Raw genomic sequence first — 18,461 nt, forward strand, 5'->3', positions numbered from 1 at the left:
CCCCGATCACTGCAGAACATCATTCTCTTTTGGCCAATCCCACGCTGTGCCAGCGGTTAGGCGCCTGCGACAATGGACATTCTCGTGAGCAATGCCTATCTTTGCAGCATGTTTGTACGTGTCATCGCCATGCTTGCCATACTCGCGATCACCGTGGTGACGACGGTGACCTCCGCGCATGCGACACGCATGAGCATGAATTCCGGTGTGGATCACTCGATACATGTCGCCGACATGATGCACCCTCAGGTCATTGCGGGCCCCGACTGTGACGCTGGAGAGCACTGTGGACCGGCCGATGCCGAGATGTGCGAGTTCGTCTGCGCAGGTCTGTCGGCCTTCCTGCCATTTCCGAGCGCGGAAACCGGACAGGAGTACACGCCTTCCCGACATGACTTTCCCACCGAGGCGATCCACATCAGCCGCGCGCCGGGACTAAACGAACGCCCTCCGAAGCTCCGTCTCCTCTGAGCGCGCCCGGGCGGACGCCCGCGGCGTCCCATCGGTATTGATGAACGGGACATAAGTCCCGAGGAGACGACAATGAACACGCTTTCAAGACGCGGCTTTCTTGCCGCAAGTGCGGCCGCCATTGGCGCTGCACAGATGCCCCGCATCGCCTTTGCGCAGGCGGTGGCACCGATCAGCCTCTCCGCTGCGACGCGCACGCTCGACATCGACGGTCGCGCTGCCACGGTCTTCGGGCTTGCCGGCCCCCGCGGTCAGGGACTGATCCTCGACCCCGGCCAGAGGTTCCGGGTCGATCTGACCAACGATCTCGATGTCGGCACCATCATCCACTGGCACGGCCAGATCCCGCCGAATGCGCAGGACGGCGTGCCCGACATGCCGATGCCCCTTCTCGCCCCGGGTGAGACCCGATCCTACGACTTCGAGACCCGGCCGGGCACCCACTGGATGCACAGCCATGTGCCGACGCAGGAGATGCAGCTTCTGGCAGCACCGCTGATCGTGCGCTCGCCGGAGGACCTGACCGCCGACCGGCAGGAGGTCGTGATGCTCCTGCATGACTTCTCGTTCAAGTCTCCCGAGGAGGTTCTCGCCGAAATCGGCGCTGGCCATGGTGGCGGACACGGCGCAGGCCATGCTGCCGGTGCAGTGCCCGATCAAGGCGCACCCATGGGAGGTATGGGGGCGATGCAGGGCATGGATCACGGAGCCATGGGCCACGGCGCCATGGGCGGCATGCCGATGGGCAACATGCCCGCATTGGGCGGGATGATGGGTATGGGCGGCCAGATGGGCGGCATGGCCATGGACCTGAACGACTATGACTGGGACGCCTATCTCGCCAATGACCGGACCCTGTCGGACCCGGAGGTGGTCCAGGTCGAGCGCGGTGGCCGTATCCGGCTCCGCGTCATCAACGCCGCTGCGGCGACCGTTTTCTGGATCGAAACCGGCGGTGCCGAGGCGCGGCTGGTCGCGGTGGACGGGCACGCGGTCCAGCCTATCGCGGGCAACCGGTTCGGGCTGGCGATGGGCCAGCGACTGGACATCGAGATCGACCTGCCGAATGAAGGTGGCGCTTGGCCGATCCTCGCCCTGCGCGAAGGCGCGCGGGAGCGCACCGGCCTGATCCTCGCTACGCAGGGAGCCGAGGTCCGGCGCCTCGATGCCATGGCGGAGACCGCAGCACCCGCGTTCGACACCGATCTTGCGCAGGAGGCGCGCCTCCTCGCCCGCGATCCCCTGCCGGATCGGCAGGTGGACCGCAGCCAGATGCTGATGCTGGGCGGCTCGATGCAGCCCTATGTCTGGACGATCAACGGGGCCGTCTGGGGCCAGCACCAGCCGATCACCGCGCGCAGCGGCGAGCGGGTCGTGCTGTCGTTCCACAACATGTCGATGATGGGCCACCCGATGCACCTGCACGGCCATGTGTTCCAGGTCGTCGGCCTGAATGGGCGGCGTTTGGCCGGTGCGCTGCGCGACACGGTTCACGTGCCGCCGATGTCGATGGTCGATGTCGCGCTCGATGCAGGCGAGGCCGCGCGCTGGATGCTGCATTGCCACCACATGCCGCACCTGTCGACCGGCATGATGACCGAGTTCGCCGTCACGGCGTCGGTCTGATCCCGGCGGGGCGTCCGGACAGGGCGCCCCGACCGGCACCGATCCTGGTCTGTCCTGCCCCATGTTGTCGTGAGGGCCGGCCAAAAGACCCACCCTGCGGCTGAAAATCAGGAGGATGAGATGATGAACTGGAACGACATGGGCTCCGGAATGGGTTTCGGAATGGGGTTTGGCGGGTTGTTCGGCCTGCTGATCCTGGTGCTGCTGGTTTTGGCCATAGCAGCGCTGATCAAGTATCTACGGAAATAGGAGAAAGGACTTCGCAATGACCTACACGATCAATCGAATGATCCCCGACGCCGGTATCGACGATGTCGACGCCTGGGCGCGCAAGGCACTGGCGGATCATGGTTTCGGCGTTCTGACCGAGATCGACGTCAAGGCGACGATGAAGAAGAAGCTTGATGTCGATATGCCGGCCTATCGCATCCTCGGCGCCTGCAACCCCACAATGGCGCATCAGGCCATCGGGATCGAGCCGCGCGTGGGTGCGATGCTGCCCTGCAACGTCATCCTGCGTGAAGTCGAGGGCGGCGTGGAAGTCAGCGCCATCGACCCGGTGGCGTCGATGCAGGCGATCGAGAACGCCGAACTGACGGCCGTTGCTGGCGAGGTGCGCGACCTTCTGGCGAAGGCCGTCGAGGCGATCTGAGATGAGCCTGCGCGCCGCCATCCTCACGGGCCTAGCGATCCTCGGGATCGGACTGCTCGCTGTCTGGCAGTTCGCGCCTGCGGTATTCGCCGAGGCGCGCAGCCTTCTGGACGTCGAGCGTCTGGAAATGCTGGTGGCGCGCGCCGGTCTCTGGGGGCCGGTCTTGATCGTCACGCTCATGACCGTCGCGGTCGTGGCCAGCCCCATCCCGAGCGCGCCGATCGCACTGGCGGCCGGAGCGGCCTACGGACATCTCTGGGGGACCGTGCAGGTCGTCATCTGCGCCGAGCTCGGGGCGCTGATCGCCTTCTGTCTCGCACGGGTTCTGGGGCATGATGTCTTGCGGCGGGTGTTCGGTGATCGCGTCGATGCCGGGCTTCTCGGCTCGCAGACCGCGTTGACGGCGACGGTTCTTGCCAGCCGCCTGATGCCCTTCGTGTCCTTCGACGTGATCAGCTACGCGGCCGGACTGAGCCGATTGCACGCCTGGCGTTTCGCCTTGGCAACACTGGCGGGGATCATTCCGGCAAGCTTCCTGCTGGCCCATTTCGGCGGCGAGGCGGTGAGCGGAGATCTGGGCCGGGCGACATGGGCAGTACTTGGCCTCGGCCTCGTGACGGGCCTGCCACTGCTTTGGGTAGCCATGCGGCAAAAGCCTGAAGAGGGAAATCCATGACCGGAAGCGAGTACCAGAAGAACAGCATCACCCTTCCTGGTGCGGTAGCCATGGGCACCGGCGTGATGATCGGCGCGGGCATCTTCGCGCTGACCGGCCAGATCGCCGAACTCGCCGGGCCTCTCTTCCCGCTCTCGTTCGTCGTCGGCGCCATCGTGACCGCCTTCAGCGCCTACACCTATATCAAGATGTCGAACGCATACCCGTCTGCGGGCGGCATCGGGATGATCCTGAAGAAAGCCTACGGACCGACGACGGTCGCGGCGGGCGCAGCTCTCCTGATGGCGCTGTCGATGGTCATCAACGAAAGCCTCGTCGCTCGCACTTTCGGAACCTACACCCTGCGAGCCTTCGGCGGCGATCCGGACAGCATTCTCGTGCCGGTCCTCGGCGTGGGGCTGATCGTCTTCGCCTATCTCGTGAACGTCTCTGGCAACCGGTCGGTCGGGCTGCTGTCCATTATCATGGCCATTCTCAAGGTGGGCGGCATTGCGCTGTTCGGGTCGGCCGGTCTGTGGGCCAGCGGCATCTCGTTCGAAGCGTCGGGCGGAGATTTTCGTGCGGGTGGGTTCGTGGCGTCGGTCGCGCTGTCCATTCTCGCCTTCAAGGGGTTCACGACCATCACCAACAGCGGCGCCGAGGTGACCAATCCGCATCGGAACGTGGGCCGGGCCATAGTCCTGTCCATCGCCATCTGCGTCGTCGTCTACCTGCTGGTCGCATTCGCGGTCGGCTCCAGCCTGCCGCTCGATCGCATCGTGGCGGCGAAGGACTACGCGCTGGCCGAGGCCGCCGAACCTGCGCTCGGCAAGACCGGCTTCTACCTGACGGTGGCGCTGGCGCTGGTGGCCACCGCGTCGGGCCTTATCGCCAGCGTTTTCGCGGTCTCGCGGATGCTGGCGATGCTGACGGACATGAAGATGATCCCGCACAGCCATTTCGGGATGCCAGGCACGATCAAGGACCACACACTCGTCTACACCGTCGTGATCGCAGGCTTCCTGACGGTCTTCTTCGATCTCAGCCGCATCGCCTCGCTCGGGGCCTTCTTCTATCTGGTGATGGACATGATCATCCACTTTGGCGTGTTCCGGCATCTGCGCGAAGAAATCGGCGCTCGGGGCTGGGTGTTGCTGACGGCAATCGCACTTGATGCCGTGGTGCTGGCCGCCTTCGCCGCGATGAAATGGCAGTCCGACCCCTTGATCGTCGTCCTGGGTGCGATCGGCATGGCGCTGGTGTTCCTGTTCGTCGGAATCTTCCTCGCACGGAATCCCGCCCCGGAAGGCGCTCACGACCACCATTGAAAAGGGCTTGAGCTTCCAACGGCTGGAGGCCGCAAGCTGAAACGAGATACCGAAAGGCTGGCAGACCATGGACCACGATCATCATCACACGGCGCCCGACATTCCGGCTGGGACAGAGACGGCGAAGGACCCGGTCTGCGGGATGACGGTCGCGGTCAAGCCGGACGGACGTCACGCCGAGTTCCAGGGCGAAACCTTCCATTTCTGCTCCGAGAAGTGCCAGGCGAAGTTCAAGGCGGATCCGTGGTTCTACGCTTCGGGCCGCGCCGCCGGACAGAAGAAGGCGGCGCCGGCCAACGTCCAGTACACCTGCCCGATGCACCCCGAGATCGTCCGGGATGCGCCGGGATCCTGCCCGATCTGCGGCATGGCGCTGGAACCGATGGTCCCCTCGGATGAGCCGAGCGAGGAGCTGACCGACTTCACCCGCCGGATGTGGATCTCCGCCGCGGCGGCGGTGCCACTCATCATCCTGACCATGGGCGAACTGGTGGCGCTGCCAGTGCGCGACTGGATCGGGCACCAGACCGCCAGCTATCTGGAGTTCGTGCTGGCAACGCCGATCATCTTCTGGGCCGCGCTCCCGTTCTTCCGGCGCGGCTGGGAGTCCATCGTGAACCGCAGCCCCAACATGTGGACGCTGATCAGCCTCGGCGTGGCGGCGGCCTACCTTTACTCGCTCGTCGCGACGTTCCTGCCGGGTGTGTTTCCGGAACAGTACCGGATGGGCCACGGCGTCGGTACCTACTTCGAGGCGGCGGTGGTGATCGTCGCGCTGGTCTTCGTGGGCCAGGTGCTCGAGCTGCGGGCGCGCGAACGCACCGGGGATGCGATCCGCGCACTTCTGGATCTGGCGCCAAAGACCGCACGGCGCACCCTGCCGGACGGCACCGAATACGATGCGCCCCTGGAGAACATCATGGAGGGCGACCGGCTGCGCGTGCGCCCCGGCGACGCGGTTCCGGTCGATGGTGTCGTGATCGAGGGCCGATCATCCCTGGACGAAAGCATGCTGACCGGCGAGTCGATGCCGGTCGAAAAGGGCCCGGGCGATGCGGTGACCGGGGCCACGATCAACAAGAACGGTTCCTTGGTGATGGAGGCGAGCAAGGTCGGGTCCGATACCGTGCTGGCGCAGATCGTCGCGATGGTGTCGAACGCACGCCGCTCCCGCGCGCCGATCCAAGGGCTGGCCGATCGAGTCTCGGCGGTGTTCGTGCCGACGGTGGTCGCCATCGCCATCATAGCTTTCATCGTTTGGATGATCTTCGGCCCAGAACCAGCGCTGGTCTTCGCCATCGCATCTGCCGTGTCGGTGTTGATCATCGCCTGCCCCTGCGCGCTCGGGCTCGCCACACCGATCTCGATCACCACGGCGGCGGGGCGCGGCGCGCAGGCGGGCGTGCTGATCAAGGATGCCGAGGCGCTGGAGCGCATGGCAGCGGTCGATACGCTGATCGTGGACAAGACAGGCACGCTGACCATGGGCAAGCCGAAGCTGACGGACGTTGTGGCGTTGGGCGACATCACCGAGACAGACCTGCTGTCGCTGGCCGCAGCGCTAGAGCGCGGCTCGGAACACCCGCTGGCCGAGGCGATCGTCGAGGGAGCCGAGGCGCAGGGTGCGCCGCGTCAGGAGGCCACGGACTTTGACGCCGTCACCGGCAAGGGCGTGCAGGGCCGCGTCGGTGGGCGCGCGGTGGCGCTCGGCAACGCTGCGATGATGCGGGAGATGGGGCTCGACACCGCGCAGGCCGAGTCAAAGGCCGACACCCTGCGCGTCGAGGGCAAGACGGCGATGTTCGTCGCTCTTGACGGAGCGCTCGTCGGCATCGTGGCGGTCGCCGACCCGATCAAGGACAGCACCGCACAGGCCATCAGGGAACTTCATGCCCAGGGGCTGCGCGTCATAATGGCGACGGGCGACAACGAACGCACCGCACAGGCGGTGGCAAGCCAGCTCGGCATCGACGAGGTCCGCGCGGGCATACTGCCCGAGGCCAAGAAGGACCTCATCGACCAGTTGCGAAGCAAAGGCCACAAGATCGCGATGGCGGGCGACGGGGTGAACGATGCGCCCGCCCTGGCCGCCGCCGACGTGGGCATCGCCATGGGCACAGGGGCCGATGTGGCGATGGAAAGCGCGGGCATCACCCTCTTGGGCGGCGACCTCATGGGCATCGTGCGGGCGCGTAAGCTCGCCCGGGCCACCCTGCGCAACATCAAGCAGAACCTGTTCTTCGCCTTCGCCTACAACGCACTTGGCGTTCCGATCGCGGCAGGGTTGCTCTACCCCGTCACCGGCCTTCTCCTCTCGCCGATGATCGCGGCGGCGGCGATGAGCCTGTCGTCGGTCTCGGTGATCACCAACGCCCTGCGGCTCAGGCGGATCGATCTCTGATCTGCCAGCCCACACATCCAACCTCGAAAGGAACATCAGATGACCCAAGACATGTTTTCCCGCCGCAAGCTCCTGATTGGCGCAGCTGCGCTGGCGGCTGCGTCGCCCCTGAGGGCTCTGGGGCAAGGCGCCGGACCGGCGATCCACGTGATGAAGGACCCAAACTGCGGCTGCTGCTCGGCCTGGATCGAGATCCTCGAAAACGACGGTTTCGCAGTCACGACCGAGGCGAGCGCGGGAACGCTTCTGATGCGCTACAAGCTGGACAACGGCATCCCGCAGGAGATGGTCTCCTGCCATACGGGTCGCGTGGATGGTTACATGATCGAGGGCCACGTCCCTGCTGCCGACATTCGCCGTCTCTTGGAGGAACGCCCTGACGCGGTCGGTCTCGCAGTGCCCGGCATGCCCTATGGGTCCCCCGGCATGGGCCCGGAGTCGCAGCGAGAGGCTTATGTCGTATACCTGATCCGTCGTGACGGCACGACAGAGACATTTTCAAGCTATCAGGCAGCCTGAGATTCGCATGACATTCAGGGGCACGCGTTGAGGGTCGCTCAAAGCTGTGACGCCCAGCGGGGGTGCTGGTCGTCCACGACAAACGGATGTGCATGACGCCGCGCACCCTTGAGATGGGGGTGGTCGAGCGCCAGGTTGTCATGGGTGTGCTCGAGGATCTCTGGATCCTCCTTTGGCCAGAGGCGCAGTGCCGCCATCGCGCCGACGCCTGCCAGCGCTGCCAGCGTCCCGAGGGCCGTTACCGGCCCGAACTGCGTCATCAGCCAGCCGGAAAGCGGATAGGTCACGAGCCAGCAGGCGTGGCTGAGCGCGAACTGCGCGGCGAAGAGCGCAGGGCGGTCTTCTGGGTGGGCGGACCGCCGCAGCAGTCGACCGGAGGGCGTGAGCACCGCCGAGTAGCCCAAGCCCACCAGCAGCCACGCGCCAAGGAGGACTGGCCAGTTGAGACCGAGGGCGGCGACCTCTCCGGCCAGACCGAGGAGCGTCAGCACCATGAGCGCGGCGCCGGTGACCATCACCGGCCGATCCGGCACGCGGTCGAGCACCTTGGGCAGCGCCAGTGCGGCCAGCATCGAGCCCGCGCCGAAGGCGAACAGCGTCCAGGCCAGCGCGGATGCGTCCAGCCCCAGCGTGCTGCGCACCAACACGACGGAGTTGACCAGCACCATCGCGCCCGCAGCGGCTGCGGCGAGGTTCAGCGCCAGCAGGCCGCGCAGGCGCGGTGTGGCGAGGTAGATGCGGATGCCGCGCGTGGTGCGGTCGTAGATGCCGCGCGGCTCGGCTGGTTTCGGCGACGGCAGCAAGACCGCGACGACCAGCGCCGCAGAAGCTGCAAACCCCACCACCGTTCCAAGGAAGAGGGAATTGTAGCTCACCACCGCAAGCAGGAGCCCGGCCAGCATCGGGCTGACGATGTTCTCGAGGTCATAGGCGAGCCGCGACAGTGACAGCGCGCGCGTATAGCGCGCCTCCTGCGGTAACACGTCCGGGATCGTCGCCTGGAAGGTCGGCGTAAAGGCGGCCGAGGCCGATTGCAGCAGGAATATCAGGACATAGACCTGCCAGACCTCGGTGACGAAGGGCAGGCACAGCGCGACACCCGCCCGCACCAGATCCAGCGCAACCAGAAGCGCCCGACGGTTCACCCGGTTCGCAAAGGCCCCGGCAATGGGGGCGATGCCGACATAGGCCACCATCTTGATGGTGAAGACCGTGCCCAGCACCAGGCCTGCGTTGTCGCCCGCCAGATCGTAGGCCAGAAGCCCGAGCGCGACTGTGGCAAGACCCGTGCCTAGAAGCGCCACGACCTGAGCAGCGAAGAGATGGCGATAGGTACGGTCAGCAAGGACTTCCAGCACGGGGGTAACCTCAGAGGTATCGGGAGATGGCCTTCAGTTCGTCACGATCTGCGGCCGAATGCTCGGCATCAAGGCAATGATCCACGTGGTCGTGGATCAGCGCCCGCTTGGCGTTCACCACGGCCTTCTCGACCGCCTGAAGCTGTTGCGCGATCTCGAGGCAGGGCTTGCCCTCCTCGATCATGCCGATCACGGCCCGCAGATGACCGTCGGCGCGTTTCAGCCGGGCGATCAGGGCGGGATGGGTTGCGTGGACATGGGGCTTTGTCATAGAAAGACGTTATCCCCCCTGGGGGGATAGAACAAGATGGCCTCAGAAGAGGCTGCGCACATGGGCAGACAGGCAATATCGATGAGACCGCTGGCGACATTTGGAAGACAGGCGTTTGCAGCGCTGCTCTGTCTCTCGCTCGTCGTCTGGTCGGTCATGCCCGCAGCGACCCATGCGCCGACCGTGTTCGAGACGATCCAGGATCACCTCGAGATGATCGCCGATCACGGGCATTTCCACGGGTTCGAGGAAGATCTCTACTGGGCGATGCACGGTCACAGCCATGACGTGGCCGACCACGACCACAGCCAGGCACTGCTGGCGCTCGGGGACCGAAGCCGCCCGACCTCCGCCTACCGGGATGCGTGGCGGCAGATGGCCTCGCCGGGTGATGGGCACCAAACATTCAGGATCGAACGACCTCCGCGTGCCTGATCGGCGCCGCGCGCTGCGCGCTGCTTCACCGATCATTCAATCGCACGAACGGAGACCATTTCATGAGTTCCAACTCGACGGGCCTGTGCACGCTCGCGTCGCGACGCCTCGCGGCCCTCATCCTTACAACCCTTGCCCTTTACGCCTCCGGCGTGGCGCAGGTGCTGGCCCATGACGTCACCCCCGGTGACGCGGGCTACATCCAGGAAATCTGGGGGGTGCATGTCATCTCCTTCATCTATCTCGGCGCCAAGCACATGGTGACGGGCTACGACCACATCCTGTTCCTTCTGGGCGTCGTCTTCTTCCTCTACCGGATGAAGGACGTGGCCATCTATGTCAGCATCTTCGCCGTGGGACACTCGGTGACGATGCTGGCCGGCGTCTGGTGGGGATGGGGCATCAATTCCTACATCATCGACGCCATCATCGGCCTCAGCGTCGTCTACAAGGCGCTCGACAATCTCGGCGCCTACCAGAAATGGTTCGGGGTCCAGCCGAACACCAAGGCCGCGACCCTGATCTTCGGGCTGTTCCACGGCACGGGCCTCGCCTCGAAGATCATCGAATACGACATCTCGGACGACGGCCTCTTGTGGAACCTTCTGGCGTTCAACGTCGGCGTCGAGGTCGGCCAGATCCTCGCCCTTTTCGTGATCCTCATCGTTATGGGATACTGGCGCCGGTCCGAGCGGTTCATGAGCCAGGCCGTGGTCGCGAACGTCATCATGGTGGGCCTCGGCCTCTGGCTCACCGTCTATCAGATCAACGGCTTTCTCTCGGCCGCTTAAGGAGACACGGATATGCAAATCATCGAAAAAATGCGCGCCACCATGCAACTGAACGCGGAGAAGCCCGATCCGGCCCTCCTGCCGACGTCCCGGCAACTCCGGCGCTCCACGGTCGCCGCCGTGATCGGGGCGGCCTTCATCGGGGTCGGCGTCTACCTGCCCGCCGAATACGGGATCGACCCGACCGGGATAGGCAGTGTGATGGGCCTGACCGAAATGGGCGAAATCAAGCAGCAGCTTGCCCGTGAAGCGGCCGAAGACGAAGCGATCCACGGCGGTGACCAATCCTCGAGCGTCATCGACGACATTTTCGGCCTCTTCGTGGGCGCGGCCCATGCGCAGGAAGCCTGGACCGACACGGTCACCTTCACTCTGGCGCCGGACGCGGCGACCGAGGTCAAGCTCGTCATGGCCGCGGGCGATGTCGCCGAATACGCGTGGGTCGCAGAGGGCGGCCGGATCAACTTCGACCTGCACGCCCATGGCGACGGCCAGTCCATCGACTACGACCGGGGCCGCGGCGCGACCGAGGGCGAAGGCAGCATCGAGGCCCCGTTCCCTGGCGAACACGGCTGGTTCTGGCGCAACCGCGACGATGCGGAGGTGACCGTGACGCTGCAACTGCGCGGGGCCTACAGCGAGGTGGTTCGGAGCGAGTGATCAATTGCGCCTGCGGGAGACCGCAGGCGCTGCCGCTTCTCCGGAGGCGACCAGGGATCAGCATGATGCAATACCATGCATAGCTGTTTTTTTGGCCGTCGCCCAAGGAGCAACAATCGCTCCCGGCCTCACCGTCCCAACCGCTTTGCCCTCTCGGCCATCCTGATCACTTGCGCGCTTGCCGTCGCCGCAGCGCTCCGCACGGCAGCAGGCGCTTGCACCGTGCCACGCCCGATCGCCTCACCCGTCGTGAGTGCCCCGATCCGCGCCCTGCCCTGCACACCTGAGGTATTCACCAGCCCCCGCAGGACCCCTGCAGACCCACTGACGATCGCAGGTGCCGCAGCCACCATCAGGTTTCCAGAGATACCCCGCACGATCAGCGGCGTTGCCGCGACGAAGCCTTTGGCGAGGAACACCATCACGAAGAATGGCACCAGCGAGCCGATGTTGGTCGCGGAGTTCGGATCACCGAGCTGGGCCAAGAGCGAATTCGCCATGCCGACGACGGTCGAGAACATGGCGGCGATGACGATGGGGTAGAAGGCATAGCTGATCGTCGTCGAGACCCATCTGTGGAAGAAATCCTTGGTCGCATCGAAGAGCGACAGCGCGATCATGATCGGCGCAAGGCCGAGCATCAGGGTAAGCATCATCTTGGCGAAGATGAGGACGATGCCAGTCATGAAGCCGAGGAGACTCAGGAGCACGAGGCCGATTCCGCCGAGGATCGCGCCGGTCATCCAGTTCAGGTTGTTACCGATCGCGTTCAGGTATTGGCTGAACTCCGTGATGAGATCATCGAACTCGGCGGCAAAGTACGTGGCCCCTGCCCCGCCGCCACCGACCGAGGAGATCAGGGCCCCGGCGACATAGTCGAGCCCGCCGATAACGGCATTGGCGACCGCGTTGAAGTTGGCCCAGTTGAAGGCAAAGAGACCTATAAGCGTCAGCTTGATCAGGTACCAGAAGAAGCTGGCCCCATCCATGCTGCGGAACTGGAAGGCCATGTTGATGCAGACGCCGATCAGCGAGAGCGTGACCATCAGCAGGACGATCGTGCCGGTATTGCTGGCCACAGCCCCGAACTGGGACTCTGCCGCATCGGCAAGGAAGCCGTCGGCCGTTCCGACCATCCAGCTGACGATGCTCATTACCAGTTGCCTTGCGTTTCGCAGATATCCTGGACGTCGCGGGCGATCTGGTTCTGCTCGTTCCGAATGGCCAGCCGAGCTTGAGTGTGCTCCGCCTGAGTGCTTGTCGCGAACCGTTCCTCGTACTCGGCGGAGGCGGCATCCCATGACGGGAAGCGCACATCACAGCCGCAGTCGCCGGTTTCCTTGATCGCCTCCCAGGACCGCAACTCGTAGAGCCGCATCAACGTCAGCGCCTTATAGGCCTCGCGCGGGTGGACCTCGTCCATCCAGGTCGGCCGTGCGGGCCGGTCGTTGCAGATCCGGTATTGCTGGGGCGCGATGGTCACGGTGAGATCATTCGTGACCTGAGGCGAGGTCTGCGCCGCGAGCGGCGCAGCCAGCAGGGTGACAGCTGCGGCGAGGGTGATCTTGCGCATGGGGATTTCCTTTCGGTTCATTCGGCCGCGACTCCGGGGCGCTCGGCGCCTTCGTTTGGGCTCGTGTTCTGGTCTGGATGCCTTGCCTGCCCCGGCAGGAAGAATTCGGTGATGCCGCGGGCGCCGTCATGGCGACCGGCCTGGATGACCACGTCGATGGAGCCTTCGATGTAGTCGACCATATCGGCATAGGTCATCGGCACATCGGTCTTGAGCGCGGCGATGGCGAGACGGCGGACCGCCAGTTGCGGGGTCTCGGCATGGAGCGTGGTGAGCGAGCCGCCATGGCCGGTGTTGATCGCCTCAAGGAAGGTCATGGCCTCGCGGCCGCGGACCTCGCCCAGCACGATCCTGTCGGGCCGCATACGCAGGGTGGAGGCCAGAAGTACATCGGCGCTGCGGGCCTCGGTGTCGCGATCCGAAATCAGCGTCACGGCATTCGGCTGCTCGGGGCGCAGCTCTGCCGCCTCCTCGATGGTGATGATCCGCTCCTCGGGTGGGATCAGCGAGAGGATCTTGCGCGCCGCGACCGTCTTGCCGGTCGAGGTGCCCCCCGAGACGATCATGTTGAGCTTGTTCTCGACGCAGAACCGCAGGGATGCATCGATGTCGCCGGAAGCCACCACATCGCGCAGGGCGGCATTCCGTTCGCGGCGCAGGCCTTCGAGGCTGCGCTCCTTGCCATAGAGAAACCCGAGCTTGATCGCCTCCAGCGGCAGGGAGGAGAAGAACCGTAGCGAGATGGAAAACCCACCCTCGACGGCGGGCGGCTGGATCACCTGCGCCCGGATCGGACGGTCCCGGTAGAGGATCGAGACCGAGACGATGGGTTTCTTGGTGCTGAGCGTGGTCGAGGCGGCCGAGGCGATCTGGTTGCCGAGGTCCTTGATCTCGGTCTGGGTAAGCGGGTTGCCGAGGCCTCGCATGAAGTGATCGCCCTGGAATTCGCTCCAGACCTGCCCGTCGGGGTTGATGCAGACCTCGATCGTGTCGTCGCGCTGCACGGTTGCGCCCAGCCGGTCGAGCGAGGCTTCAAGATAACTCGCCGCCATGTCAGAAAATCTCCAGATCGCGGTCGACCATGACGGTGATCCGCGTGCCCTGATCGACATGGATCACGGGGCGGATCGCCAGATAGTCCTGCATGACGTTTTGGGTGCTGTCGCGCAGGTCCGTGCCGACGTCACTTGCGATGTCGGACGCAGCCTCATCCTCGATCTGTCCGGCAGCGGCTGCAGGCAAGGCCCCGATCAGCGAGATCAGCGCGGCCGAGCCGAAACGCTGCGCGAAGCGGGTGTCGACAAAGCCGGTGGTGCCGGTGCGGCCGAGCTCATCCCCACCGAAGGCGCTGATTTCCACGGTCTGGTTGTCGGGCAGGATGATGCGGTCCCAGGCCACCATGACTCGCGACTGCGCGAGCGCCACATCGGAGCGATAGCGCCCCACAAGACGTGCACCGCGCGGGATCAGGACCCGCGCGCCGTCGAAGGAATGCACATCTTCCGAGACGATGGCTCGGATCGCGCCGGGCAGCGTGCTGTCCAGGGCGGTCTCGGTCACGGCCTGGATCATCGTACCCTGCACGACGGTGTTGCCGGGGTTCACGATCACCTCGGCCCGCGTCACCGGGGCGGGTCTGGCGCCTGCGCGCACGAAGGCTTCGTCCTCATTCAGGCGCGCGGCCTCAAAGCTGTTCTCCCGGTCGGTCCCTGCCCCCATCCCGGAAAACGCGATCATGGGCGACGCGATGCGTTCGGCCCGGGCTTCGGCCTCCGCGATGCGGCGGCGCTCAAGTTCGGCGAGCCGCAACTCTTCCTCGTTCGGCCCGAGGTCGGTGGGGGCAGGCGGGGTCAGCCGCGCGACTTCGAGGTCCATGCGCAGCTGGTCGAGCTCGCGGTCGCGTTCGGTCAATTGCCGCTCGAGCGCGCGCTGCGCCTCGGTCGAGGCCTCCTGCAGCGCCGCGATCTGCGCCGTGAGATCGGCGATAGCCTGCTCCGCGCCGCTGTCCGATGCCTCGACAGGCCGCGCGCGCAGGTCTTCGAGTTCCGCCCGAAGCGTCGCGAGGCTTTCCATCAGCGCCAGTTCCGACGCAGAGGGGCCCGTTTCGGCGGGCGGCGGCGCAGGCTCGACCACGGGCATGGGTGCGAGGTCACCGAAGCCCGATCCCGCCGTCTGGAACTCTTCGGGGGCTGCGGTCGGCAGGGGCGCTTCTGGCGATGGCTGCAGGGCGGCCCAGGCCAGCCCGCCCACGGCCACGATCCCGGCAACGCCAAGGATGGCGGTCAAAGGCGACGGCCGAGGGGTGCCCCGCTTCTTGTTGGTCGTACCTTCAAGCGCCGCGAGACGCGCGGCGAGGTCTTCGGTGTCCTGGCTCATGATGTGGGCCCACCCATATCCTGAACACAGACCTCGTCTTCGCCGAGGCGCAGCACCCATTGCCGGTTCACACCCGAGACGCGGATGACACCGTCTTGAAGCGCGGTGCTGTTCACCGCCCACTCGCCGCCATTGGCATAGCGAAAGACCGCCGGGACCGGCGCGTTCCGCGCGAAGCGGAAATACGTGAAGGTGCCGTCATCCCAGATGGCTGTCGGTGTGAACTCCTCCCGGGCGCTGACAGCGTAGTTGGCATTCGGCGCCTCTGCCGCGACCGCCCGGGCCGGTTGAACGCGACTCTCGGGATAGCGGAACTGCACGACGTAATGCGGGGTCTCGCGCGCCTCGACCACGTGGAAATAGTAGGAGCGACGGTTCGTGTAGACCGTGATGTTGGTGGCGACACCAGAGGCGGCAGGCTTGATCGCGAAGGCCCGACCGCCCGGCACGCCGTCGAACTGGAAGCCCACCGTGTCGCCTGCGATGATCGAGCGGATGGTCTCGCCCTCGCCGAACTCGACGGTGGTGACGCGGGTCAGAGTGGTGACGACGCGGTAGACCTGCCCCTCGGTCCAGGTGGCGATCCGGACGCGATTGTCATGGGGGCCAGCGCGCGGCGTGGTCTCGGCAAAGGCTGTTGGTGTGGAAAGCACCAGGGCACCGGCGACGAACAGGGCGTGAACAGGGGCAAGAACTGGAACAGAGGTCATTCGGAACGGTCCGATCGGATGGCATATTGGGTGACGGTGAAGCCGAAAGGGTTTTGCCAGACATCGTCGATCGAGCGGGTCCGTTCGGGCTGAAAAGCGAACATCAATGTTGCGGTGAAGGATCCGTCCTGCGCGCCCTGCGGGCTGGTCAGGCGCTTTCTGAGGCGGACCTGGGCGCGGTTGTCACCGATCAGCGTGATCGAGGCGATCTCGACGGCCATCTCTGCCGCGGGGCCGTAGCGGGTCGGCGGATAGCTCTCCTGCCCCGAGGTCCACATGGCGCGCATGCTGGCCTCGGCAGCCCCTGTGGATTGCGCCAACACCCGGCGCACGCGCAGATCGTTGTCGAGCTGGTTGTAGGCCTCGCGGTCGAGGATGTAGCGATAGATCTGCGCCTCGATAATGGCCGGGCGTTCGGCAAGCGATACCGTCTCAACCGTTGCATTCGGCAGGGCCAGACCCGTGGCGGGATCATAGGGCACGACGACCGGTGGGGGCGTCTCGACCATCAGGGCGACGGCTGCGGCCGCAAGGCAGCCGAAAACGCCAAAGCCCGCCCCGCCAAGGCCGATCATCCGCCAGTGCTGCTCCCGACGCAGTGCGCCGTGGATCAGTTCCTCCTCGACCAGTTCGCGCGCGCTCATGCCCGCCGTCATGTCCGGTGCCTTTCTCATGGCGCGAGGCTCGGCAGGGTGAAGTCCATATAGCGGCGCTCTTCGGCGACGGTGGCAGCATCCACCACGCCCGCATTGCCCGCGCCGAGGGTTTGGATCGCTTCGAGTTCCCACATCCGCGTCATGGCGATCGCGAGTTCCGCCGTGACGCGGGTGTTGTGGTCCATCGACGCCTTCAGGTCTTCCATGTCCGGGATCAGGGAGACGAGTTGCTCGACGCGCTCCAGCGATTGGGCCGCCTCGGCGTGGCTGTTCTGGGCTGCGGCCGACATCACGGCGCCGGTCGTGGCGCGCGTGGCAACACCTTCTGCGCCGGGATTGCCGCTGGTGGCGATCTCGCGCAGCGAGTCCTCGTCGAACCCGGCGCTGGCCAGCGCCTGTTCCATCTGCGTGCGCAGGGGCCCCGCATTGGGGCCGATCAGGCTCGACCAGTCGCCTGCCTGGATGCCCCGGATCAGGCCGGGGATGTCTTCGAAATTAGCTTGCAACAGGTTGTCGAGATCGCCGCCCATGGCCAACCCAAGGATACTGCGCGGCCCGGTGAGCGAGGCATACATCTCGTTCAGTTGATCGAGCTGACTTTGCAGCATGTTGAGTTGCTCCAACGCATTGTCCAGAAGATCGGTCTGGATCCCGAAATCCTGCAGCATCTGCTGCAGCTGACGGATTTCCTGGGCGATGTTCTGGGTATCGACCGTGGGCACGCCCTGGGCGGTGACAGGCCCCGCGAGGGCAATGGTCAGCGCGAGAGTCGCGGCGGTGGCGGTAAGGGAACGGGACAAGCGCCGGATCATCGCAAATTCTCCTGGGTGAAATCCATGAACTGCCGCTCGGCCGCTTGCGCGGCGGCCATGGCGAGTTGTTCCTCGCTCAGCGGCTGGGTGTGGGCTGCCTTGATCCGGGTCCGGATCGCGACCAGCCGGGCAAGCTCGGCGCGCGCGTAGGTGTTGAGCGCGATGGCCTCGTGCAGGTCCTCGGTTTCGCCAATGCGGGTGATGATGTCCTGAACGCGCAAGGCTGCCGCCCGGACCGAGATCAGCGAATAGTCGCCGTAGACACCCGCCCCATGGGCCGAGAGGCTGAAGCTTGCGTTGGCGAGGAGCACAGGGTCGATGGTTCCGAGGGCATCGATCCCGCCGACGGCGGCGAGGTAGCTATTGTACTGCTGCGGGATGACAACTACGTAATGCTGGGTTTCCGCAAAGGGCGGGACGCCGCCGTAGTTCTGAACGTTGCCCGGGCCTGCGTTGTAAGCGGCGAGCGCGTGGATGATGTTGCCATCGAACATGTTCAGCATCTGCGCGAGGTACCGCGCGCCGCCGGTGACCTGCAGCCAGGGGTCGTCATAATAGGCCGGATAGATCCCGAGATCGCCCGCGGTGCCGGGCATGATTTGCGTGAGGCCAAACGCCCCCACGGGAGAGCGCGCGCCGATTTGGAAGCGGCTTTCCTGCCAGATCAGCGCCTGCAGCAGGCAGCGCCATTGCACGAGAGAGAGCCCCGCGCGGCTCAACCCGGGCAGGCTATGGGTGTCGCGCGCGGCGCGGATGATCAGTTCCTCAATCCCTTCCCGGGCATCGCCGAACATCCGGGCCGCGGCCGGGTTGTTGTCCTCCGGCGCGTAGAGGCTGGCGGCCGCACTCTCGACGTCGTCAACCGCGCCCTGCCCCACCTCAAGCCCGGCCACGGTGCCAGCCACATCGCCCGAGCCGAGCGACATCGCATCCATCAGCCCTTCGAGCGAGGCGAGTTGCTGGCGCTCGATTTCGGCCAGCTCCTCCTCGCGCGTCAGCCGGTCCTGTTGCAGTGCAAGATCCTGATCGGTCTGATCGAGGATTGCCTGCCGCTCTGCGAAGAGGCGCAGGTCGAAAGTTGGCACGCCTTGAGCGTTGGCTGGCCCCGCCGTGGGACATGCCAGTGCAAGACTGACCATCGAGAGGGGGAGCCAGGTCCGCATGCGA

The 18,461-nt window shown here is 65.5% G+C and carries 21 protein-coding genes; 11 read left to right on the forward strand and 10 right to left on the reverse strand.

Translation table 11 applies throughout. From position 1 onward, the window contains the following. Positions 1-72: 72 nt before the first annotated feature. The 8 genes from DDE23_RS22520 (at position 73) to DDE23_RS22550 (ending at position 7,652) form a co-directional block, all read left to right on the forward strand. Positions 73-471 carry a hypothetical protein gene (locus DDE23_RS22520; protein WP_107754714.1) on the forward strand — a complete coding sequence of 133 codons (399 nt, stop codon included), beginning with the start codon at positions 73-75 and terminating at the stop codon, positions 469-471. A gap of 72 nt (positions 472-543) precedes the next feature. Next, positions 544-2,097: a multicopper oxidase family protein gene (locus tag DDE23_RS22525; protein WP_107754715.1), complete on the forward strand. Its 1,554-nt coding sequence runs from the start codon at positions 544-546 to the stop codon at positions 2,095-2,097. A 120-nt stretch (positions 2,098-2,217) separates the two neighbouring features. Continuing rightward, positions 2,218-2,346 carry a hypothetical protein gene (locus DDE23_RS25780; RefSeq protein WP_272947895.1) on the forward strand — a complete coding sequence of 43 codons (129 nt, stop codon included), beginning with the start codon at positions 2,218-2,220 and terminating at the stop codon, positions 2,344-2,346. A gap of 16 nt (positions 2,347-2,362) precedes the next feature. After that, positions 2,363-2,749 (forward strand): DUF302 domain-containing protein, encoded by a 387-nt coding sequence (locus DDE23_RS22530; RefSeq protein ID WP_107754716.1) that lies wholly within the window; start codon positions 2,363-2,365, stop codon positions 2,747-2,749. Position 2,750: 1 nt separating this feature from the next. After that, complete coding sequence (locus DDE23_RS22535; RefSeq protein ID WP_107754717.1) at positions 2,751-3,425, forward strand: TVP38/TMEM64 family protein; 675 nt, start codon at positions 2,751-2,753, stop codon at positions 3,423-3,425. Further along, on the forward strand, positions 3,422-4,732 hold the full coding sequence (locus tag DDE23_RS22540) for an APC family permease (RefSeq protein ID WP_107754718.1): 1,311 nt from the start codon (positions 3,422-3,424) through the stop codon (positions 4,730-4,732). Before DDE23_RS22535 ends, DDE23_RS22540 begins: the two co-directional genes overlap by 4 nt. Positions 4,733-4,799: 67 nt before the next feature. Further along, positions 4,800-7,133, forward strand: a complete 2,334-nt coding sequence (locus tag DDE23_RS22545; RefSeq protein WP_107754719.1) for a heavy metal translocating P-type ATPase — start codon at positions 4,800-4,802, stop codon at positions 7,131-7,133. 39 nt (positions 7,134-7,172) lie between these two features. Then, the gene (locus DDE23_RS22550) at positions 7,173-7,652 is read left to right on the forward strand and encodes a DUF411 domain-containing protein (protein ID WP_107754720.1); all 480 of its coding nucleotides are present in this window, start codon (positions 7,173-7,175) and stop codon (positions 7,650-7,652) included. Positions 7,653-7,690: 38 nt separating this feature from the next. Here DDE23_RS22550 and DDE23_RS22555 read toward each other — a convergent pair whose 3' ends face one another. Together DDE23_RS22555 and DDE23_RS22560 are read right to left on the reverse strand one after the other, a co-directional pair. Further along, entirely contained in the window at positions 7,691-9,010 is a 1,320-nt protein-coding gene (locus DDE23_RS22555) for an MFS transporter (protein WP_107754721.1), read from the reverse strand. Between the two features lie 10 nt (positions 9,011-9,020). After that, positions 9,021-9,281, reverse strand: coding sequence for a metal-sensing transcriptional repressor (locus DDE23_RS22560; RefSeq protein WP_107754722.1), 261 nt, complete (start codon positions 9,279-9,281; stop codon positions 9,021-9,023). An 81-nt stretch (positions 9,282-9,362) separates the two neighbouring features. Here DDE23_RS22560 and DDE23_RS22565 point away from each other — a divergent pair, with 81 nt between their 5' ends. The 3 genes from DDE23_RS22565 (at position 9,363) to DDE23_RS22575 (ending at position 11,167) form a co-directional block, all read left to right on the forward strand. Next, entirely contained in the window at positions 9,363-9,716 is a 354-nt protein-coding gene (locus DDE23_RS22565; protein WP_107754801.1) for a hypothetical protein, read from the forward strand. 62 nt (positions 9,717-9,778) lie between these two features. After that, positions 9,779-10,507, forward strand: a complete 729-nt coding sequence (locus DDE23_RS22570; protein WP_107754723.1) for a HupE/UreJ family protein — start codon at positions 9,779-9,781, stop codon at positions 10,505-10,507. 12 nt (positions 10,508-10,519) lie between these two features. Further along, a complete protein-coding gene (locus DDE23_RS22575; RefSeq protein ID WP_238150092.1) occupies positions 10,520-11,167 on the forward strand; it encodes a transmembrane anchor protein in 648 nt (215 codons plus the stop codon). Positions 11,168-11,295: 128 nt separating this feature from the next. Here the strand turns inward: DDE23_RS22575 and DDE23_RS22580 are convergent, their stop codons facing one another. The 8 genes from DDE23_RS22580 to DDE23_RS22615 are packed head-to-tail and all read right to left on the reverse strand — an operon-like array spanning position 11,296 to position 18,457. Next, a complete protein-coding gene (locus DDE23_RS22580) occupies positions 11,296-12,321 on the reverse strand; it encodes a TrbL/VirB6 family protein (RefSeq protein WP_107754724.1) in 1,026 nt (341 codons plus the stop codon). Further along, a complete protein-coding gene (locus tag DDE23_RS22585; RefSeq protein ID WP_107754725.1) occupies positions 12,321-12,740 on the reverse strand; it encodes a hypothetical protein in 420 nt (139 codons plus the stop codon). The genes DDE23_RS22580 and DDE23_RS22585 overlap by 1 nt, the downstream gene beginning before the upstream one ends. Positions 12,741-12,757: 17 nt before the next feature. Then, positions 12,758-13,792 (reverse strand): ATPase, T2SS/T4P/T4SS family, encoded by a 1,035-nt coding sequence (locus tag DDE23_RS22590; protein ID WP_107754726.1) that lies wholly within the window; start codon positions 13,790-13,792, stop codon positions 12,758-12,760. Between the two features lies 1 nt (position 13,793). Further along, positions 13,794-15,116 (reverse strand): TraB/TrbI/VirB10 family type IV secretion system protein, encoded by a 1,323-nt coding sequence (locus tag DDE23_RS22595; RefSeq protein ID WP_107754727.1) that lies wholly within the window; start codon positions 15,114-15,116, stop codon positions 13,794-13,796. After that, positions 15,113-15,826 carry a TrbG/VirB9 family P-type conjugative transfer protein gene (locus tag DDE23_RS22600; RefSeq protein ID WP_238150093.1) on the reverse strand — a complete coding sequence of 238 codons (714 nt, stop codon included), beginning with the start codon at positions 15,824-15,826 and terminating at the stop codon, positions 15,113-15,115. The genes DDE23_RS22595 and DDE23_RS22600 overlap by 4 nt, the downstream gene beginning before the upstream one ends. Beyond that, positions 15,823-16,470 (reverse strand): VirB8 family type IV secretion system protein, encoded by a 648-nt coding sequence (locus DDE23_RS22605; RefSeq protein WP_107754804.1) that lies wholly within the window; start codon positions 16,468-16,470, stop codon positions 15,823-15,825. The genes DDE23_RS22600 and DDE23_RS22605 overlap by 4 nt, the downstream gene beginning before the upstream one ends. Before the next feature lie 26 nt (positions 16,471-16,496). Beyond that, on the reverse strand, positions 16,497-17,294 hold the full coding sequence (locus DDE23_RS22610; protein WP_107754728.1) for a type IV secretion system protein: 798 nt from the start codon (positions 17,292-17,294) through the stop codon (positions 16,497-16,499). Continuing rightward, positions 17,291-18,457 carry a lytic transglycosylase domain-containing protein gene (locus tag DDE23_RS22615; protein WP_107754729.1) on the reverse strand — a complete coding sequence of 389 codons (1,167 nt, stop codon included), beginning with the start codon at positions 18,455-18,457 and terminating at the stop codon, positions 17,291-17,293. The genes DDE23_RS22610 and DDE23_RS22615 overlap by 4 nt, the downstream gene beginning before the upstream one ends. Positions 18,458-18,461: the final 4 nt, after the last annotated feature.

It is taken from the genome of Pararhodobacter aggregans, assembly GCF_003075525.1.
Taxonomy (GTDB): domain Bacteria; phylum Pseudomonadota; class Alphaproteobacteria; order Rhodobacterales; family Rhodobacteraceae; genus Pararhodobacter; species Pararhodobacter aggregans.

What these genes read in the sequence shown, in the direction of transcription:
- DDE23_RS22520 (WP_107754714.1), top strand. Translation starts at nt 73, where the DNA reads ATGGACATTCTCGTGAGCAATGCCTATCTTTGCAGCATGTTTGTACGT.
- DDE23_RS22525 (WP_107754715.1), top strand. Translation starts at nt 544, where the DNA reads ATGAACACGCTTTCAAGACGCGGCTTTCTTGCCGCAAGTGCGGCCGCC.
- DDE23_RS25780 (WP_272947895.1), top strand. Translation starts at nt 2,218, where the DNA reads ATGATGAACTGGAACGACATGGGCTCCGGAATGGGTTTCGGAATGGGG.
- DDE23_RS22530 (WP_107754716.1), top strand. Translation starts at nt 2,363, where the DNA reads ATGACCTACACGATCAATCGAATGATCCCCGACGCCGGTATCGACGAT.
- DDE23_RS22535 (WP_107754717.1), top strand. Translation starts at nt 2,751, where the DNA reads ATGAGCCTGCGCGCCGCCATCCTCACGGGCCTAGCGATCCTCGGGATC.
- DDE23_RS22540 (WP_107754718.1), top strand. Translation starts at nt 3,422, where the DNA reads ATGACCGGAAGCGAGTACCAGAAGAACAGCATCACCCTTCCTGGTGCG.
- DDE23_RS22545 (WP_107754719.1), top strand. Translation starts at nt 4,800, where the DNA reads ATGGACCACGATCATCATCACACGGCGCCCGACATTCCGGCTGGGACA.
- DDE23_RS22550 (WP_107754720.1), top strand. Translation starts at nt 7,173, where the DNA reads ATGACCCAAGACATGTTTTCCCGCCGCAAGCTCCTGATTGGCGCAGCT.
- DDE23_RS22560 (WP_107754722.1), bottom strand. Translation starts at nt 9,281, where the DNA reads ATGACAAAGCCCCATGTCCACGCAACCCATCCCGCCCTGATCGCCCGG.
- DDE23_RS22565 (WP_107754801.1), top strand. Translation starts at nt 9,363, where the DNA reads ATGAGACCGCTGGCGACATTTGGAAGACAGGCGTTTGCAGCGCTGCTC.
- DDE23_RS22570 (WP_107754723.1), top strand. Translation starts at nt 9,779, where the DNA reads ATGAGTTCCAACTCGACGGGCCTGTGCACGCTCGCGTCGCGACGCCTC.
- DDE23_RS22575 (WP_238150092.1), top strand. Translation starts at nt 10,520, where the DNA reads ATGCAAATCATCGAAAAAATGCGCGCCACCATGCAACTGAACGCGGAG.
- DDE23_RS22580 (WP_107754724.1), bottom strand. Translation starts at nt 12,321, where the DNA reads ATGAGCATCGTCAGCTGGATGGTCGGAACGGCCGACGGCTTCCTTGCC.
- DDE23_RS22585 (WP_107754725.1), bottom strand. Translation starts at nt 12,740, where the DNA reads ATGCGCAAGATCACCCTCGCCGCAGCTGTCACCCTGCTGGCTGCGCCG.
- DDE23_RS22590 (WP_107754726.1), bottom strand. Translation starts at nt 13,792, where the DNA reads ATGGCGGCGAGTTATCTTGAAGCCTCGCTCGACCGGCTGGGCGCAACC.
- DDE23_RS22595 (WP_107754727.1), bottom strand. Translation starts at nt 15,116, where the DNA reads ATGAGCCAGGACACCGAAGACCTCGCCGCGCGTCTCGCGGCGCTTGAA.
- DDE23_RS22600 (WP_238150093.1), bottom strand. Translation starts at nt 15,826, where the DNA reads ATGACCTCTGTTCCAGTTCTTGCCCCTGTTCACGCCCTGTTCGTCGCC.
- DDE23_RS22605 (WP_107754804.1), bottom strand. Translation starts at nt 16,470, where the DNA reads ATGAGCGCGCGCGAACTGGTCGAGGAGGAACTGATCCACGGCGCACTG.
- DDE23_RS22610 (WP_107754728.1), bottom strand. Translation starts at nt 17,294, where the DNA reads ATGATCCGGCGCTTGTCCCGTTCCCTTACCGCCACCGCCGCGACTCTC.
- DDE23_RS22615 (WP_107754729.1), bottom strand. Translation starts at nt 18,457, where the DNA reads ATGCGGACCTGGCTCCCCCTCTCGATGGTCAGTCTTGCACTGGCATGT.